This window comes from Stenotrophomonas sp. SMYL20 (assembly GCF_036320045.1).
GTDB classification, from domain to species: Bacteria; Pseudomonadota; Gammaproteobacteria; order Xanthomonadales; family Xanthomonadaceae; genus Stenotrophomonas; species Stenotrophomonas maltophilia_A.
Genome location: NZ_JAWIRT010000002.1, coordinates 196,783 through 213,100 on the forward strand (window position 1 = coordinate 196,783; position 16,318 = coordinate 213,100).

Below are 16,318 nucleotides of genomic sequence, written 5' to 3' on the forward strand. Positions count from 1 at the left end.
CCCCGGTGTGGGGACTCGCCCCCCGGGGGGCGGGGCCTCTCCAAACCCCCCCCCCCCCGCGGTCGGCTCTACCAGAAGAAGCACAGCGTTCTGTCGCCCGCCAGCACCGGAGCATCGCCAGCCAGCTTTCGCCAGCCAGCCGCTCCACCGCCCGCCAGCCGACAACGAAAAAGCCGGGGAATGCCCCGGCTTTTTCGTGTCTGGTCTCCGGCAAGGCGTGTCAACCAAGGTTGACACCCACCAGGAGCAATGCCCCAGCCTTTATTCCACCGACAGCCCTTCCACCTTCTGCCAGCCGCGCGGCAGCAGGTGGCCGCGGGTGGCGCGGGCGCCGAGGTAGGCGTCAAGCTCGTTGAACTTCAGCCCCATCGTGCGCTGCCCGCTGCGCACCTGCAGGGTCTGGCCCGGGCTGATCGCCACGATGGCGACCACACGTTCGGTGGCGAGCTTGGCCTTCGGGATCTCGATGATCTTGTTGCCCTTGCCCTTGTCCAGTTCCGGCAGGTCGTTGGCGGCGATCGCCAGCAGGTTGCCCGAACTGGTCACCGCCACGATGCGGTCGGTGGCGACGTTGGCCACCACCGACGGGGTCAGCACGGTCGAGCCGGCTGACAGGTTCAGCATCGCCTTGCCGGCCTTGTTGCGGCCGATCAGGTTCTCGAAGCGGGTGACGAAGCCGTAGCCGTGGGTGGAGGCCAGCACGAAGCGGGTGTCCGGCTCGGCGCTGGCCAGGGTCACGAAGCTGGTGCCCGCAGCCGGCGAGAAGCGGCCGGTCAGCGGTTCACCGTTGCCACGCGCGGAGGGCAGGGTGTGCACCGGCGTCGAGTAGGCGCGGCCCTCGCTGTCGAGGAACGCGACCTGCTGCGTACTGCGCGCACGCACCGCGCCCTGCAGGGCGTCACCATCACGGTAGGACAGGGCGGACGCATCGACGTCGTGGCCCTTGGCGGCGCGGATCCAGCCCTTCTCCGACAGCACGACGGTCATCGGCTCGCTCGGCACCAGCTCGGTCTCGTCGATGGCCTGCGCGGCCTGGCGCTGCACCAGCGGCGAACGGCGCGCGTCGCCGAATTTCTTGGCATCGGCGGTCAGTTCGTCGCGGATCAGCTTCTTCAGCTTGGCCTTGCTGTCGAGGATGCCGAGGATCTTCTCGCGCTCCTTGGCCAGCTCGTCCTGCTCGCCACGGATCTTCATCTCCTCCAGGCGGGCCAGCTGCTTCAGCTTGGTTTCCAGGATGTACTCGGCCTGGTCGTCGGACAGGCCAAAGCGCGCGATCAGCGCGGCCTTCGGTTCGTCCTCGGTACGGATGATGTGGATCACCTCGTCCAGGTTGAGGAACGCGACCAGCAGGCCTTCCAACAGGTGCAGGCGGCGCTCGACCTTCTGCAGGCGGTGCTGCAGGCGGCGGGTGACGGTGTTGCTGCGGAAGGTCAGCCATTCGCTGAGCAGCATCTTCAGGTTCTTTACCTGCGGACGGCCGTCCAGCCCGATCACGTTGAGGTTGACGCGGTAGCTGCGCTCCATGTCCGTGGTCGCGAACAGGTGGCCCATCAGCTGCTCGGCGTCGACGCGGTTGGAACGCGGTACCAGCACCACGCGCACCGGGTTGGCGTGGTCGGACTCATCGCGGATGTCTTCCAGCCACGGCAGCTTCTTGGCGCGCATCTGCGCGGCGATCTGCTCGATCACCTTCGACGGCGACACCTGGAACGGCAGCGCGGTGACCACGATGTTGTGTGCTTCCTTGGTGAAGGTCGCACGTGCGCGCACGCTGCCGTTGCCGGTTTCGTAGATGTTCCGCAGATCGTTGGCCGCGGTGATGATCTCGGCGCTGGACGGATAGTCCGGGCCCTGCACATGCTCGCACAGGTCGCGCACGCTGGCATCGGGGTTGTCCAGCAGGTGCAGCAGTGCGCTGACGATCTCGTTGAGATTGTGCGGCGGCACGTCGGTGGCCATGCCCACGGCGATGCCGGTGGTGCCGTTCAGCAGCAGGTGCGGCAGCCGCGCCGGCATCCAGGTCGGTTCCTGCAGGGTGCCGTCGAAGTTCGGTGCCCAGTCGGTGGTGCCCTGGCCCAGTTCGCCCAGCAGCACTTCGGCAATCGGGGTCAGCTTGGATTCGGTGTAACGCATCGCCGCGAACGACTTCGGGTCGTCGCTGGAGCCGAAGTTGCCCTGGCCCTCGATCAGCGGGTAGCGGTACGAGAACGGCTGCGCCATCAGCACCAGCGCCTCGTAGCACGCGCTGTCGCCATGCGGGTGGTACTTACCGATGACGTCACCGACGGTGCGCGCGGACTTCTTCGGCTTGGACGCGGCATTCAGGCCCAGCTCGCTCATCGAATAGATGATGCGGCGCTGCACCGGCTTCAGGCCGTCGCCGATGAACGGCAGGGCGCGGTCCAGGACCACGTACATCGAGTAGTCGAGGTAGGCGCGTTCAGCGTACTCGCGCAGCGGCAGTTGTTCGAATCCGTGGAACACGGGGCGGGCAAGTTCGGTCATGCGGCGTTGTTACCTGTTGTCGGGAGGCGGCGACGACGGTCGCCGCTCGCAATCCTGTGATTATCCGGATGCGGCGGGGGATGCCAAGCCGCGCGCAGGGTCCAACCCGGTTTCCAGGCCGTGTCCGGCCCGTGCCAGGTAGCGCCCCGGTGGCAGCCCGAAGTGGCGGCGGAACACGGTGACGAAGGCGCTGGCGCTGCTGAAGCCCAGCGCGTGGGCGATATCGGCCACGCTGCGGCCGTCGGTCAGCTGGCGCAGGGCTTCGGACAGCCGGGCCTGCTGCCGCCACTGGGCGAAGCTGAGCGTGGTCTCGTCGCGGAAGTGGCGGGTCAGGCTGCGCGGCGACAGTCCGGCCCAGTGCGCCCATTCGGCCAGGCTGCGCTCGTCGGACGGGTCGGCCAGCAGCTGCGAGGCGATCTTCAGCAGGCGCCGGTCATGCGGCATCGGCAGGTGCATGCGCTGGCGCGGCGCGGTACGGATCTCGTCCAGCAGCACCTCGATGATGTGCTGGCGCTCGGGCGTGGTGTCGTAGCCCAGCGGCCATTCGCAGATGCGGTCGGCCAGCGCCTGCGCCAGCTTGGACAGGCCCAGTACGCAGGGATCGGCGGGCAGGGTGGCGCAGGCCGGTGCGGCCAGCGCCATGCCCCAGCCACGCAGCGGGCCGTCGAGGGTGACCGTATGCGGCTCCAGCGGCGGCATCCAGCCGGCCGAGCCTGGCGCCAGTGACCACGTCCCGTGCGAGGTGCGGGTGGTCAACAGGCCGCGTTCGACGCAGATCAGCTGCGCGCGCTGATGGTGGTGCCAGTCCACTTCACGGACCAGGCCCAAGGGGCTGTCGAAGCGGAAGGCGACAACCGGTGGCCCGTCATTGCGCTCGAACCAATCCAGGGCGTCGTCGCGCAGCAACCGCTTGGGAGGGGGGATTTCTGCCTTGTTCATCATATCCGCTGGCTGAAATGTGTCATCCATTGGCTGAATTGTACTACCGGGCCACCTGACCAGATCATTAAGGTAGGCGCCTTCGTTGATCCAGCCCGCTGCTGCAACACAGCATTCGATGCCAGATCGAATATTTCCATTGAGAAATATTTTTTTTGGAAGAGAATGCTCCCCCATGATCTGTCCTGCAACCACTCCCCCCAGCTTCGGCCTGCTGCTGCGCCAGGTGCGCGATGGCCTGGTCCGTCAACTCGACGCGTCCATGGCTGAAGAAGACCTGGGTATCGGCTTCACCCATTACATCGGGTTGAAGGTGCTTTCCAACATGGCTCCGTGCACGGCCAACGAGCTGGCCCAGGCCATCGACCAGGTGCCCAGTGCAGTGACCCGCCTGCTGGACAAGCTGGAGTCGCTGGGCTGCGTCCGCCGCGAGCCGCATGCGCAGGACCGGCGGGCACTGCAGATCGTACTGACCGATGAAGGCCGCGCGCTGTGGGCGCGGTTGAAGCTGCGCGGCGACGCGGTGATGGATTACGCCCTGCGCGATCTTTCCGCCGATGAGCGCACGCTGCTGCTGTCCCTCCTTACCCGAATCCGCGATTCACTGACGACCCCATGAACCCGATCCCGCATTCCACTCTCCGCCGGTCCGGGCGCGCGCTGCTGGTATCAGCGCTGGCCCTGGCCCTGGCCGCCTGCGCCAGCAGTCGTGGCCTCAACCCGCAGGGCCACGTGCTCGACGTGGACAGCCTGCACAGCGAACGCACCCTGGCTGACACCGACCTGAGCGCCACCGGCTTCCCGGCGCAGGACTGGTGGAAGGCGCTGGGCGATGCGCAGCTGGACGCGCTGGTCGCCGAGGGCCTGGCTGGCCACCCGAGCCTGGACGCTGCCGATGCGCGCCTGCGCCAGGCGCAGTCGCAGGTCGGTACCGCGCGTGCCGATCGCCTGCCGAGCCTGTCGGTGTCCGGTGGTTACACCGGTCTGCGCCTGCCCGAGTCGATGGCCGGCAGCGAGATGGGTGGCCATTACGCTGGCAGCAGCCAGGTCGCGTTTGATTTCAGCTATGGCGTGGACCTGTGGGGCGGCAAGCGCGCTGCCTGGGAAGCGGCCGTGGACGGCGCCCATGCCGCCACTGTCGAAGCCCAGGCTGCACGCCTGAACCTGTCCACCGGCATCACCCAGGCCTATGCCGACCTGGCGTATGCATGGCAGCTCAATGACGTGGCCGAAGAAGAGCTGGGCCGCTCGCAGAAGTCGCTGGAATTGACCCGCCAGCGCCGCAGCGCCGGCATCGACAGTGATCTGCAGGTGCGCCAGGCCGAGGCCCGCGTGCCCGCCGCGCAGCAGCAGGTGCAGGCCGCGCAGCAGCGCATCGATGCGGCCCGCACCGCGCTGGCCGCGCTGGTCGGCAAGGGTCCGGACCGTGGCCTGTCGATCCAGCGCCCGCAGGCGTTGAATCCGATGGCGCTGCAGCTGCCGGGCGTGCTGCCCAGCGAACTGTTGGGTCGTCGCCCGGACATCGTTGCCGCGCGCTGGCGCGTGGAAGCGGCCGACAAGCAGATCAAGGTCGCCAGGACCAAGTTCTACCCGAGCTTCAACCTGACCGCACTGGCTGGCGTCGTCGCACCGAACGTGGGCGATCTGCTGAAAAGCAGTTCGACCTTCGCCTACATCGGACCGGCGCTGAGCCTGCCGATCTTCGAAGGCGGCAAGCTGCGCGCCAACCTGGCCAACACCGATGCGCAGTACGACCTGGCGGTGGCCAACTACAACCAGACCGTGCTCGATGCACTGCGCGACGTGGCCGACCAGGTCAACGCGGTGCGTTCGCTGGCACAGCAGGCGCATTCGCAGCAGCAGGCGGTGGACACCGCGCGTTCCGCCTTCGACCTGGCCCAGCAGCGCTACCGCGCCGGCATCGGCAGCTACCTGGACGTGCTGACCGCGCAGTCCACCCTGCTGCAGTCACAGCAGCAGCTGGCCGGCCTGCAGTCGCAGCAGGTGCAGACCTCGGTGCGCCTGAGCAAGGCGCTGGGCGGTGGTTTCCAGCCATCTGACGCCGACCGCGCACCGATCGCCTCCCATTCCGATTCCTCGCATTCCTGAAGACTTCCGCCATGAGCCAGACCCAAGACACTGCGGCCCCGGCCGCCCCCAACCGCCGCGGCAACCTGCTGCGCGGCCTGTTCGTGATCGTCGTGCTGCTGCTTGCCGCACTGGCGCTGTGGTACTTCATGTTCGGCCGTTGGTTCGAAGAGACCGACGACGCCTACGTGCAGGGCAACCAGGTGCAGATCACCCCGCTGGTGGCCGGTACCGTGGTCGCCATCAACGCCGATGACGGCATGCGCGTGGAGCGCGGCCAGCTGCTGGTGCAGCTGGACCCGTCCGACACGTCGGTGGCGCTGCAGCAGGCCGAAGCCAACCTGGCCAAGACCGTGCGCCAGACCCGTGGCCTGTACCGCAGCGTGGAAGGCGCACAGGCGGATTTGAACGCCCGCCAGGTGACCCTGAAGCGCGTGCGCGACGATTTCGCCCGCCGCAAGGATCTGGCCGCCACCGGCGCCATTTCCAATGAAGAACTGGCCCATGCCCGTGACGAGCTGGCCGCTGCCGAAGCCGCCGTGGCCGGTTCGCGCGAGACCGTCGAGCGCAACCGCGCGCTGGTCGACGACACCGTGATCGCCACCCAGCCGGATGTGCAGGCCGCCGCCGCGCAGCTGCGCCAGGCCTTCCTCAACAATGCCCGCGCCGGCATCGTCGCGCCGGTCACCGGTTACGTCGCCCGTCGATCGGTGCAGGTTGGCCAGCGCGTGCAGCCGGGCAATGCCCTGATGGCGGTGGTGCCGACCGAGCAGATGTGGGTCGAGGCCAACTTCAAGGAAACCCAGCTGCGCCACATGCGCCTGGGCCAGGAAGTTGAGCTGAAGTCGGACCTGTACGCCGGTGACGTGAAGTACAAGGGCCGCGTCCAGAGCCTGGGCCTGGGCACCGGCTCGGCGTTCTCGCTGCTGCCGGCGCAGAATGCCAGCGGCAACTGGATCAAGATCGTTCAGCGCGTGCCGGTACGCATCGCCATCGATGCCAAGCAGCTGGCCGAACACCCGCTGCGCATCGGCCTGTCGATGAAGGCCGAAGTGAGCCTGCGCGACCAGAAGGGCGAAGTGCTGCCGAGCACCCCGGCCAAGGGCACGGTGTTCGACACCGACGTGTATGCCAAGCAGCTGCATGATGCCGACGAGGTGATCCACACGATCATCCAGGGCAACCTGCCGCAGCAGGCGAAGGTGGGCTGAGGTCGCCATGTCCGCACAAGCTCCAGCCGCGCCCGGTGCTCCGGGCGCCCCGGCGGCGCCGGGTGCGGCCTCCGGGTTCCTGCCGCCCAGCGTCGCCCTGTGCACCGTCGGCCTGGCGATGGCGTCGTTCATGCAGGTGCTCGACACCACCATCGCCAACGTCTCGCTGCCGACCATCGCCGGTAACCTCGGCGCCAGTTCGCAGCAGGCGACCTGGGTCATCACCTCGTTCGCGGTCAGCACAGCCATCGCGCTGCCGCTGACCGGCTGGCTCAGCCGCCGCTTCGGCGAACGCAAGCTGTTCGTCTGGGCCACGCTGGCCTTCGTCATCACCTCGCTGCTGTGCGGCCTGGCGCAGAGCATGGGCATGCTGGTGCTGTCGCGTGCGCTGCAGGGTTTCGTGGCCGGCCCGATGTACCCGATCACGCAGTCGTTGCTGGTCTCGATCTATCCACGGGAGAAACGCGGGCAGGCACTGGCGCTGCTGGCGATGATCACGGTGGTGGCGCCGATCTGCGGCCCGATTCTCGGTGGCTGGATCACCGACAACTACAGCTGGGAATGGATCTTCCTGATCAATGTGCCGCTGGGCATCTTCGCTGCGCTCGTTGTGGGCAACCAGCTGAAGGGGCGCCCGGAGCACATCGAGAAGCCGAAGATGGACTACGTCGGCCTGGTCACCCTGGTGATCGGTGTCGGTGCGCTGCAGCTGGTGCTCGACCTGGGCAACGACGAGGACTGGTTCTCGTCGATGAAGATCGTGGTGCTGGCGTGTGTGGCCGTGGTCACGCTGACGGTGTTCCTGATCTGGGAACTGACCGACAAGGATCCGATCGTCGACCTGAAGCTGTTCCGGCATCGGAACTTCCGCGCCGGTACGCTGGCGATGGTGGTGGCCTACGCGGCGTTCTTCAGCGTGGCGTTGTTGATTCCACAGTGGTTGCAGCGTGACATGGGCTACACCGCGATCTGGGCGGGCCTGGCGACAGCGCCGATCGGCATCCTGCCGGTGATCATGACCCCGTTCGTGGGCAAGTATGCATCGCGCTTCGACATGCGCATGCTGGCTACGATTGCGTTCATTGTGTTGTCGATGACCAGCTTCCTGCGTTCGAACTTCAACCTGCAGGTGGACTACAACCATGTGGCGGGCGTGCAGCTGATCATGGGCATCGGCGTCGCGCTGTTCTTCATGCCGGTGCTGCAGATCCTGCTGTCGGACCTGGATGGGCGCGAGATCGCGGCGGGCTCAGGCCTGGCCACCTTCCTGCGTACGCTGGGCGGCAGCTTCGCGGCGTCGCTGACGACGTGGCTGTGGGCGCGGCGCACCCAGGTGCACCACGCCGACCTGACCGAGCACATCTCGGTCTATCAGCCGGGCATGCAGGACCAGGTGACAGCGATGGGGCAGGGCGACCTGCAACATGGCGCAGCGGTACTGAACAACATGATCAACCACCAGGCATCGCAGATGGGCTTCAACGACATCTTCTTCCTGCTGGGCTGGATCTTCCTGGCGATCATCGCGTTCCTGTGGCTGGCCAAACCGCCGTTTGGCGCAGGCGCAGGTGCGGCCGCCGGTGGCGGACACTGAAACTCCCTGGAAACACGTGCTGTATTTTGACCCCGCCGCAAGGCGGGGTTTTTGTTTGTGTGCTCAGGCGTCGACGGAGTGCATCCATGCGTGGATGGGCGTCGCCATCGCGTTGACGCTGCAAACCCCGGAAACGAAAAAACCCGCTTTCGCGGGTTTGATCATCTTGAGTCGTGGTGCCCAGGAGAGGACTCGAACCTCCACGGTTTTACCCGCTAGTACCTGAAACTAGTGCGTCTACCAATTCCGCCACCTGGGCGACTCAGGAGATGAATTATGGGGAGCGACAGAAGATGTGTCAACAACATTTCACACCTTTTTCTGCGGCTGTACGCCCAGGTGAAGCAGCAGGCTGCGCATCGCCGATGACAACTGCGCCCACTCGGCAAAACAGGCACACAGGCGGCGCTGTGCCCATGCATCGGCGAGCGGTACGGCGACGGTATGCGTGCTGCGCCGATGCTGGCGGGCGATGGTCCGCGGCACGATGCCGACACCAATGCTGTGGCCGACCATGATGCATACGCCTTCGAAGGTCTTCATGCGGATGCGTACATCCAGGCGCCGCCCGATGTCGCGCGCCTGGTCCTCGATGTAGGTCTGCAGTGCATTGCCATCGGCCAGTGCGACGAAGGTCTCGCCGGCAACATCGGTGAAGGCCACGCTGCGCCGCGATGCGAAGCGGTGGTCTGCGGGCAGCAGCATCACCAGCGGATCTTCGGCGACCACATGCTGCTGCAGGCCGGCAGCGTCGACGGCATCGCTGATGATGCCGGCCTCGGCCTGGCCAGCACTGATCGCACGCACGACTTCAGGGCTGGTGCGCTCCAGCAGTTCCACGTGCAGGCGCGGGCGTTCGGCCAGCCATGGTGCGAGCCGCGAAGGCAGGTAGTTGGTCAGCGCTGCGGTGTTGGCATACAGATGCAGGGTGCCGCGCGCACCGTGCGCGAACGCCTGCAGTTCACCGCGCAGCTGTGCCTGCTGCTGCAGGATCAAGCGTGCATGGTGGGCGAGCGCGGCACCGGCTTCGGTCAGGCTGACGCCGCGTGGGTGCCGGTTCAACAGCGGGGTACCGGCATCGGCTTCGATCGTGCGCAGGCGCTCACTGGCTGAGCCCAGTGCCAGGTTTGCCTGCGCGGCACCGGCCGTGATGCTGCCCGCCTCGGCAATGGCCAGGAACAGGCGCAGGTCGGCGATATCCATCCGCATGTGATGCCCTCATCGCAACGCCTGCGCCTTCGGATCAGCCGAAGGCGAGGCCGGGAAGACCGCATTGTGCGCCGAGCGGCCGGCCGATCCAATGAAGGCATGAATGAATCGATGTACTTCTACGTGCTGCTGGTGGTGGTGTTCGTGCTGGCCGGTGTGGTCAAGGGCGTGACCGGCATGGGCTTGCCGACAGTGGCGATGGGTCTGCTCGGTGGCGCGCTGTCGCCGGTGGCGGCGGCATCGATGCTGTTCATCCCCACCTTCGTCACCAATGCGTGGCAGCTGTTGTCCGGCCCCTCACTGGGCCACATCGTGCGGCGCCTGTGGCCGATGATGCTGGCCGTGGTGGTGGTGACGCTGGGTTCGGCAGCGCTGCTGGTGCGGGTCGATCGCACCTGGTCGCGTGCTGCGCTGGGCGTTGCGCTGGTGGTTTATGCGGCCTATGCCCTGCTTGCGCCGGTGTTCCGCGTGCCGCAGCGACGCGAGCGATGGCTGGGGCCGCTGGTGGGGGCGTTGTCGGGTGTGGTGACCGGCGCCACCGGCGTGTTCGTGATGCCGGCGGTGCCGTACCTGCAGTCGCTGGGGTTGCAGCGCGAGGAGCTGGTGCAGGCGCTGGGGCTGGCGTTCACGGTGTCGACGATTTCGCTGACCACTGGCCTGGTGCTGCACGGCGCATTCGGCATCCAGCAGCTGGGGCTGAGTACGCTGGCGGTGCTGCCGGCATTGCTGGGCATGTGGCTGGGGCAGGTGATCCGGCAGCGCATCAGTGCGCGGGTGTTCCGCGCCTGCTTCCTGGGATTCCTGCTGCTGCTCGGGCTGGAGCTGGTGCTGCGGCCGCTGTTGTGATGCCGGCCGCCGGTCACGGCGATGCCGAATCACGGGCATGAAAAAACCCGCTTTCGCGGGTTTTTCTCATTCTCGACGTGGTGCCCAGGAGAGGACTCGAACCTCCACGGTTTTACCCGCTAGTACCTGAAACTAGTGCGTCTACCAATTCCGCCACCTGGGCGTCGAGGAGCGAGATTATGGGGTGTTGTTACGGGGGTGTCAACACTTTTGGTCGTGTTCGGCGTCACTCGCTGTGCCGCCCTGCATTCCGCCCGCCCGCAGCAGGTTCATGCCGGCGACGGCGCCGAGGATCGCCGCGCTGCCCATCCATTGGGCCGGCCCCAGCACATGGCCGAATGCCGCCGCATCGATGGCAATGGCGATGACCGGGTAGAGGAAGGACAGGACGCCAACCAGCAGGGTCGGTAGTTTCTTCAGGGCTGAGTACAACAGCGTCGACATCATGCCAGTATGCACGAAGCCCAGCGTCAGCAGCAGTGCCCATCCATGCGACGGAGCGTCGCCCGGCCAGCGCGCGAAGGGCAGCAGCAACAGGCTGCCCATCAGGAGCTGCACCGTTACGACCACGGGCGTGGGCACGTCCACCAGTCGTTTGCCGATGGCTGCGGCAATGGCGTAGAGGAGGGCGGCCGCCAGCGCCAGCAGAATGCCAGTGAAGTAGTTGGCCGAAGGGGTGGTGCCTGAGGGGGTGGCAACAACGATCATCACCACGCCGCCGAAGGCCAGCAGCAGCCAGCCCCACTGAGCGGGGCGTGGGCGTTCGCCGAAGGCCAGCACGCCAAGGGCCACCAGCAGGAACGGTTGGGTGTGATAGGTGACGGTCACCACGCCGATCGACGCATACGGGTAGGCGGAGAACAGGCAGATCCAGTTGAGGGTCAGGGCTGCACCGCCAGCAAGAATCCAGGGTAGGCAGCGCCGCTTGCGCGCATCCCCTAGCGGCAGGCGCAGTACGACGCAGGCCAGCAGCATGGCCAGTCCGCCCAGCAGGCAGCGCCAGAACACCACGGTCGGCGCGGGCAGTCCGGTTTCCACCACGAACCAACCCACGCTGCCGGATATCACCATCGCTGCCGCCATCTGCAACGCGCCAACGCGGATGGACTGCATGCCACCTCCAGCGGTGTTCGATATGTCGAACGATTGGCCGCTAAGATAGAAGTGATCACTAGTGTTCGTCAAGTCGAACATTCGTTCGATATGGAGTATTCATGTCTTCATCCACGTTCGCGCCCATTGATGTCCTCGCCCGTGCCCTCAGGCGGGAGCGCGAGCATTTGGGGGTGTCTGTTTCTGAGCTGGCCAAGCGGGCTGGCGTTGCCAAGTCCACGCTTTCCCAGCTGGAGGCTGGTATTGGCAATCCCAGCCTTGAAACGCTGTGGGCGCTGGCCTCGGCGCTGGAGGTTCAGGTATCGCAGCTGATCGCTCCGCCGCAGCAGCCGGTGCAGGTGATACGTGCTGGAGAGGGCGCTCGTTTGGCCTCCGAGCAGGCTGATTACGTCGTGCATCTGCTGGCCGCGTGCCCCGCGGGGGCGCGCCGCGATATCTATCGGGTCGTGGTCGAGCCTGCATCCATCCGTGAATCCGCACCGCATCCGCCGGGAACGGTGGAGCACGTGGTGCTATGCAGTGGCCGCGCGCGCTTGGGGCCAGTGGGGCAGTGCGTCGAACTGGGGGCGGGCGACTACATCAGCTATGCGGCCGATGTCGCGCATGTGCTGGAGGCGATGTCGGAACCGGTCACCGCGGTGATGTTGATCGAGCATCGCTGAACCCGGACGGCCGGAACGCTGGTAAGAGAATCCCCGTCGACATCCATGCTGGAGTGGTGGTGCCTGATGGAGCGTGGAAATGACTGAGAAGGCTTCGCCAGGTGACTGGGTCAAGCACGGGGAGGGTGACGGTGGCATTGAGCGCATCGAGGCGTTCTTCGAAGGCCACGGTTACGCGCCTCATCGACATGACACTTATGCCATCGGATTCACGCTGGCTGGGGTGCAGAGTTTCCAGTACCAGCGCTCACGGCGGCATGGCGTGCCTGGATCGGTGCTCGTGCTGCATCCTGATGAACTGCACGATGGTGAGGCGGGCACGGCCGCCGGATTCCGCTACAGGATGGCCTATGTCTCACCTTGGCAGGTGCAACAGGTGCTTGGTGGTGCACCGCTTCCCTTCGTGCAGGGTGGGGTATCCAGCGCCCCTCGCCTGAGGGCCGCGATTCTGCCTCTACTGGCGCACTACAGGCCTGCCTGGACCCTTTGGAAGAGGCTGACGCGCTCTATGATCTATCGCACAGCCTTGTCGCGGTGGCCGGGCGCCCGCGTGCCATGCGCAGGCCCGATGCGGCCGGGGTGGGGCGGGCCCGCGCTTACCTGATGGACAGGCTCGGGCAGCAGGTGACCTTGGATGCGCTGGAGCAGGTCAGCGACATGGATCGCTGGCAGCTGAGTCGTGATTTTCGCGCGCTGCTGGGTACCAGCCCCTATCGGTTCCTGACACTTCGGCGGCTCGACAGGGTGCGCAGGGCCCTGCTGGCCGGGCAATCAATCGCCTCGGCTGCACTCGATACGGGCTTCTTCGATCAGAGCCACATGGCGCGGCAGTTCCTGCCTGCCTACGGGGTCACGCCTGCGCTGTGGCTCAAGCGGATGGGCATGCGGGGCCGGCGCCGTTGATCGTTGCACGATCGTACAAGAACCCCGCGGCGGAGTTTTCCATGCTTCCTCTTCCATGTCGCCAGGAGCATCCGCATGTCACACCTTGATCCCTCTCCTCTGCCCCAGCCGGTCTCGCTTGCCCGGAAATTTGCGCTGTTTACCGAGCAGTGGGCACCCAAGGTCATCGCCGAGATGAATGACTACCAGTTCAAGATCGTACACATCGAGGGCGTATTCGTCTGGCACGTGCACGCCGACACCGATGAGGCGTTCCTGGTGGTCGAAGGAGAGCTGCGCATCGAATTCCGCGACGGGCACATCCTGCTGCGACGAGGCGAACTGTACGTCGTGCCTAAAGGGGTGGAGCACAGAACCTGTGCCGATCACGAAGTGTGGTTGATGCTGGTCGAGCCGCGAGGCGTGCTCAATACGGGCGATTCGCGCGGCGAGCGCACTGCGCAGAACGATGTCTGGATATGAGGCGGAGGCGCCGGACAACAAAAAACCCCTGATCGCTCAGGGGTTCTTTATCAGTGGTGCCCAGGAGAGGACTCGAACCTCCACGGTTTTACCCGCTAGTACCTGAAACTAGTGCGTCTACCAATTCCGCCACCTGGGCGTTCCAGAGGCGCAATTGTGAAGATGAATCCGCAGGCTGTCAACGACTTCCCGAATATTTTTCATGCAAGGCCTTCAAGACAGCCGCTGACCCGTTCTGCACGCCGTCAGCGGCTACCATGTAGGGCGATGACTACCAAAAAACCAAGCAAGGGCGGGAGCACCTCCCGCAGCCAGGCCCCGAAGAAGGGCGCCAAGGCGGGCACGGCCCGCACCACCAAGCCGGGCAAGCCGTTGCCGGGCTGGTTCCCCGAATTGAATGAAGGCGGCGCACCACCGCGTGGTCGCAAGGTCCGCAGCGCCGATGCCGCCGCTCCGGGCCCGGCCCCGGGCCGCAAGCTGCCGCCGACAGGCAAGGTGATCGACGATCCCTATGCCGCCCGCGAAGCCGAGAAGTACGAACAACCCATCGCCAGCCGCGAGGCCATCCTGGCCCTGCTGGAGCGCTGCGAAGGGCCGCAGACCGCCGAAGAACTGGGCGCGCGCCTGGGCCTGACCGCGCCGGACCGGGCCGAGGCGCTGTCGCGCCGGCTCGGTGCCATGGTCCGCGACGGCCAGCTGGTGCAGAACCGTCGCGGCGGTTTCGCCCCGATCCAGACCCTGAACCTGGTCACTGGCGTGGTGATCGCCAACCCGGAAGGGTTCGGTTTCCTGCGCCCGGTCGAGGGCGGTGACGACCTGTTCCTGCCGCCGTATGAAATGCGCAAGGTCATGCACGGCGACAAGGTGCTGGCCCGTGTGACCGGCATCGACCATCGTGGCCGTCGCGAAGGCAGCATCGCCCGCGTGCTCGAGCGCGGCATGACCCGCCTGATCGGCCGCTTCAGCATCGAGATGGGCATCAACTACGTGGTGCCCGACGACAAGCGCGTGCAGCGCAACGTGCAGGTGCCGCCGGACCAGACCGGTGGTGCGCGCGATGGCCAGCTGGTGGTCTGTGAACTGACCCAGGCGCCGGACAGCCGCCGCCCGCCGATCGGCCGCATCATCGCCGTGCTCGGCGACAAGCTGACCGCCTCGCTGGTGGTGGAGACCGCCATCCACGGTCATGAGCTGCCGTTCGAGTTCCCGCAGGAAGTGTTGGACGAAGCCGCCTCGGTACCGCTGGTGGTCGAACCGGCGATGATCGGCGACCGCGTCGACCTGCGCAGCACGCCGCTGGTCACCATCGATGGCGAGGATGCCAAGGACTTCGACGACGCGGTGTACTGCGAGCCGAATGCCGAGGGATTCCGCCTGGTGGTGGCGATTGCCGATGTCTCGAACTACGTGCGCCCCGGCACGCCGCTGGATGAAGAGGCGCAGAAGCGCGCCACCTCGGTGTACTTCCCGGGCTTCGTGGTGCCGATGCTGCCGGAGACGCTGTCCAACGGTATTTGCTCGCTGATGCCGAAGGTCGACCGCATGTGCTTTGTCTGCGACATGCAGATCGACCGCGACGGCCTGGTCACGCATTCGCGCTTCTACGAAGCGGTGATGAACTCGCACGCGCGCCTGACCTACACCCAGGTGTGGAAGGCGGTGGGCGAGGACGATGCCGATACCAAGGCCTGGATGGGCGACCTGCTGCCGCAGGTGCAGCGCCTGCACCAGCTGTACAAGGTGCTGTCCAAGGCACGTGCCAAGCGCGGCGCCATCGAGTTCGAAAGCAGCGAAGTGCGCTTCGTGCTGGACAACCGCGGTGAAGTCACCCAGGCCGGCATGCTGGTGCGCAACGACGCACACAAGCTGATCGAGGAATGCATGATCGCGGCCAACGTCGAGGCGGCCAGGTACCTGCTGTCGCGCCATGTGCCGGCCCCGTACCGCATCCACGAGAAGCCGCCGGAAACCAAGTACGCCGACCTGCTGGAATTCCTCAAGGAGTTCAAGCTGAGCCTGCCGCCGTGGTCCAAGGTGCGTCCGGGCGATTACACCAAGCTGCTGAAGAAGATCCGCGACCGTCCTGATGCCACGTTGCTGGAATCGGTGCTGCTGCGCAGCCAGAGCTTGGCGATCTACAGCCCGGAGAATCACGGTCACTTCGGCCTGGCGCTGGAGGCGTACGCGCATTTCACCTCGCCGATTCGCCGTTACCCCGACCTGCTGGTGCACCGTGCGATCAAGCATGCGTTGTCCGGCAAGCCGCTGGACAAGTTCACCTACAACGCACGCGAAATGGCAGCCCTGGCGCTGCAGTGTTCCGAGCGCGAGCGCCGTGCCGATGAAGCCGAGCGCGAAGTCGACGAGCGCTACCGCGCGGCGTGGATGGAAAAGCACGTGGGCGGCCAGTTCGACGGCGTGATCAGCGGCGTGACCAGCTTCGGCCTGTTCGTGGAACTGGACGAGTCGAAGGTGCAGGGCCTGGTCCATGTGACCCAGCTGCCGCAGGACTATTACAAGTTCGACGCGACCCGCAAGACGCTGACCGGCGAGCGCCGCGGCAGCAGCTACCGGCTGGGTGACCGCGTGCGGATCCTGGTGCTGAAGGCCAGCATGGAAGAGCGCAAGATCGACTTCCGACTGGTCGAGCACAAGGGCGAGGACGAGGGTGATGGCCTGCCGCCGCTGCCGGAGCGTGGCAAGCCGGCCAAGCGCACCAAGAAGCAGTATTGAAAGGTGTGCCGACCAACGGTCGGCACCTACCTCATCTGGTAGGTGCCAACCTT

At 66.1% G+C, this 16,318-nt stretch carries 13 protein-coding genes and 3 tRNA genes; 9 read left to right on the top strand and 7 right to left on the bottom strand.

Annotation, left to right across the window (positions count from 1 at the left end; genetic code table 11):
- Positions 1–261: 261 nt before the first annotated feature.
- Positions 262–2,505: a DNA topoisomerase IV subunit A gene (gene parC, locus V3B48_RS02455; protein ID WP_121503835.1), complete on the bottom strand. Its 2,244-nt coding sequence runs from the start codon at positions 2,503–2,505 to the stop codon at positions 262–264.
- 60 nt (positions 2,506–2,565) lie between these two features.
- Complete coding sequence (locus V3B48_RS02460) at positions 2,566–3,447, bottom strand: helix-turn-helix transcriptional regulator (RefSeq protein WP_049399506.1); 882 nt, start codon at positions 3,445–3,447, stop codon at positions 2,566–2,568.
- Between the two features lie 172 nt (positions 3,448–3,619).
- Between V3B48_RS02460 and emrR the strand changes: the two genes are divergently transcribed.
- From emrR to emrB, 4 genes are read left to right on the top strand one after another with little or no spacing between them, the layout of a single operon-like run.
- Positions 3,620–4,063, top strand: coding sequence for a multidrug efflux system transcriptional regulator EmrR (gene emrR, locus V3B48_RS02465; RefSeq protein ID WP_126928107.1), 444 nt, complete (start codon positions 3,620–3,622; stop codon positions 4,061–4,063).
- A complete protein-coding gene (emrC, locus tag V3B48_RS02470; protein WP_180867856.1) occupies positions 4,060–5,553 on the top strand; it encodes a multidrug efflux transporter outer membrane subunit EmrC in 1,494 nt (497 codons plus the stop codon). Before emrR ends, emrC begins: the two co-directional genes overlap by 4 nt.
- 11 nt (positions 5,554–5,564) lie before the next feature.
- Positions 5,565–6,743 (top strand): multidrug efflux MFS transporter periplasmic adaptor subunit EmrA, encoded by a 1,179-nt coding sequence (gene emrA, locus V3B48_RS02475; protein WP_049399501.1) that lies wholly within the window; start codon positions 5,565–5,567, stop codon positions 6,741–6,743.
- Positions 6,744–6,750: 7 nt separating this feature from the next.
- Positions 6,751–8,337 (top strand): multidrug efflux MFS transporter permease subunit EmrB, encoded by a 1,587-nt coding sequence (gene emrB, locus V3B48_RS02480; protein ID WP_032127920.1) that lies wholly within the window; start codon positions 6,751–6,753, stop codon positions 8,335–8,337.
- Positions 8,338–8,511: 174 nt separating this feature from the next.
- Here the strand turns inward: emrB and V3B48_RS02485 are convergent.
- Together V3B48_RS02485 and V3B48_RS02490 are read right to left on the bottom strand one after the other, a co-directional pair.
- A tRNA-Leu gene (locus tag V3B48_RS02485) sits at positions 8,512–8,596 on the bottom strand.
- Positions 8,597–8,646: 50 nt separating this feature from the next.
- Positions 8,647–9,546 carry a LysR family transcriptional regulator gene (locus tag V3B48_RS02490; RefSeq protein ID WP_329893091.1) on the bottom strand — a complete coding sequence of 300 codons (900 nt, stop codon included), beginning with the start codon at positions 9,544–9,546 and terminating at the stop codon, positions 8,647–8,649.
- A gap of 99 nt (positions 9,547–9,645) precedes the next feature.
- On the opposite strand from V3B48_RS02490, the gene V3B48_RS02495 reads away from it, so the two are divergent.
- A complete protein-coding gene (locus V3B48_RS02495) occupies positions 9,646–10,392 on the top strand; it encodes a sulfite exporter TauE/SafE family protein (protein ID WP_049461873.1) in 747 nt (248 codons plus the stop codon).
- A 78-nt stretch (positions 10,393–10,470) separates the two neighbouring features.
- Here the strand turns inward: V3B48_RS02495 and V3B48_RS02500 are convergent.
- Positions 10,471–10,555: transfer RNA gene (locus tag V3B48_RS02500), tRNA-Leu, on the bottom strand.
- A gap of 38 nt (positions 10,556–10,593) precedes the next feature.
- Positions 10,594–11,505: a DMT family transporter gene (locus tag V3B48_RS02505; protein ID WP_279913209.1), complete on the bottom strand. Its 912-nt coding sequence runs from the start codon at positions 11,503–11,505 to the stop codon at positions 10,594–10,596.
- A gap of 101 nt (positions 11,506–11,606) precedes the next feature.
- Here V3B48_RS02505 and V3B48_RS02510 point away from each other — a divergent pair, with 101 nt between their 5' ends.
- From V3B48_RS02510 to V3B48_RS02520, 3 genes are all read left to right on the top strand, one after another.
- Positions 11,607–12,167, top strand: coding sequence for an XRE family transcriptional regulator (locus V3B48_RS02510; protein WP_032127916.1), 561 nt, complete (start codon positions 11,607–11,609; stop codon positions 12,165–12,167).
- 486 nt (positions 12,168–12,653) lie between these two features.
- A complete protein-coding gene (locus V3B48_RS02515) occupies positions 12,654–13,070 on the top strand; it encodes an AraC family transcriptional regulator (protein ID WP_329893094.1) in 417 nt (138 codons plus the stop codon).
- A 75-nt stretch (positions 13,071–13,145) separates the two neighbouring features.
- On the top strand, positions 13,146–13,532 hold the full coding sequence (locus V3B48_RS02520; protein ID WP_329893095.1) for a cupin domain-containing protein: 387 nt from the start codon (positions 13,146–13,148) through the stop codon (positions 13,530–13,532).
- Between the two features lie 54 nt (positions 13,533–13,586).
- On the opposite strand, the gene V3B48_RS02525 is transcribed toward V3B48_RS02520, so the two are convergent.
- Positions 13,587–13,671, bottom strand: a tRNA-Leu gene (locus V3B48_RS02525).
- A gap of 128 nt (positions 13,672–13,799) precedes the next feature.
- On the opposite strand from V3B48_RS02525, the gene rnr reads away from it, so the two are divergent.
- Positions 13,800–16,265 carry a ribonuclease R gene (gene rnr, locus V3B48_RS02530; protein ID WP_032127913.1) on the top strand — a complete coding sequence of 822 codons (2,466 nt, stop codon included), beginning with the start codon at positions 13,800–13,802 and terminating at the stop codon, positions 16,263–16,265.
- Positions 16,266–16,318 lie beyond the last annotated feature (53 nt).

Coding starts and splice junctions, on each gene's coding strand:
- emrB (WP_032127920.1), top strand. CDS start 6,751: ATGTCCGCACAAGCTCCAGCCGCGCCCGGTGCTCCGGGCGCCCCGGCG.
- V3B48_RS02520 (WP_329893095.1), top strand. CDS start 13,146: ATGTCACACCTTGATCCCTCTCCTCTGCCCCAGCCGGTCTCGCTTGCC.
- parC (WP_121503835.1), bottom strand. CDS start 2,505: ATGACCGAACTTGCCCGCCCCGTGTTCCACGGATTCGAACAACTGCCG.
- emrC (WP_180867856.1), top strand. CDS start 4,060: ATGAACCCGATCCCGCATTCCACTCTCCGCCGGTCCGGGCGCGCGCTG.
- V3B48_RS02495 (WP_049461873.1), top strand. CDS start 9,646: ATGAATGAATCGATGTACTTCTACGTGCTGCTGGTGGTGGTGTTCGTG.
- V3B48_RS02490 (WP_329893091.1), bottom strand. CDS start 9,546: ATGCGGATGGATATCGCCGACCTGCGCCTGTTCCTGGCCATTGCCGAG.
- V3B48_RS02510 (WP_032127916.1), top strand. CDS start 11,607: ATGTCTTCATCCACGTTCGCGCCCATTGATGTCCTCGCCCGTGCCCTC.
- V3B48_RS02460 (WP_049399506.1), bottom strand. CDS start 3,447: ATGATGAACAAGGCAGAAATCCCCCCTCCCAAGCGGTTGCTGCGCGAC.
- emrR (WP_126928107.1), top strand. CDS start 3,620: ATGATCTGTCCTGCAACCACTCCCCCCAGCTTCGGCCTGCTGCTGCGC.
- rnr (WP_032127913.1), top strand. CDS start 13,800: ATGACTACCAAAAAACCAAGCAAGGGCGGGAGCACCTCCCGCAGCCAG.
- emrA (WP_049399501.1), top strand. CDS start 5,565: ATGAGCCAGACCCAAGACACTGCGGCCCCGGCCGCCCCCAACCGCCGC.
- V3B48_RS02505 (WP_279913209.1), bottom strand. CDS start 11,505: ATGCAGTCCATCCGCGTTGGCGCGTTGCAGATGGCGGCAGCGATGGTG.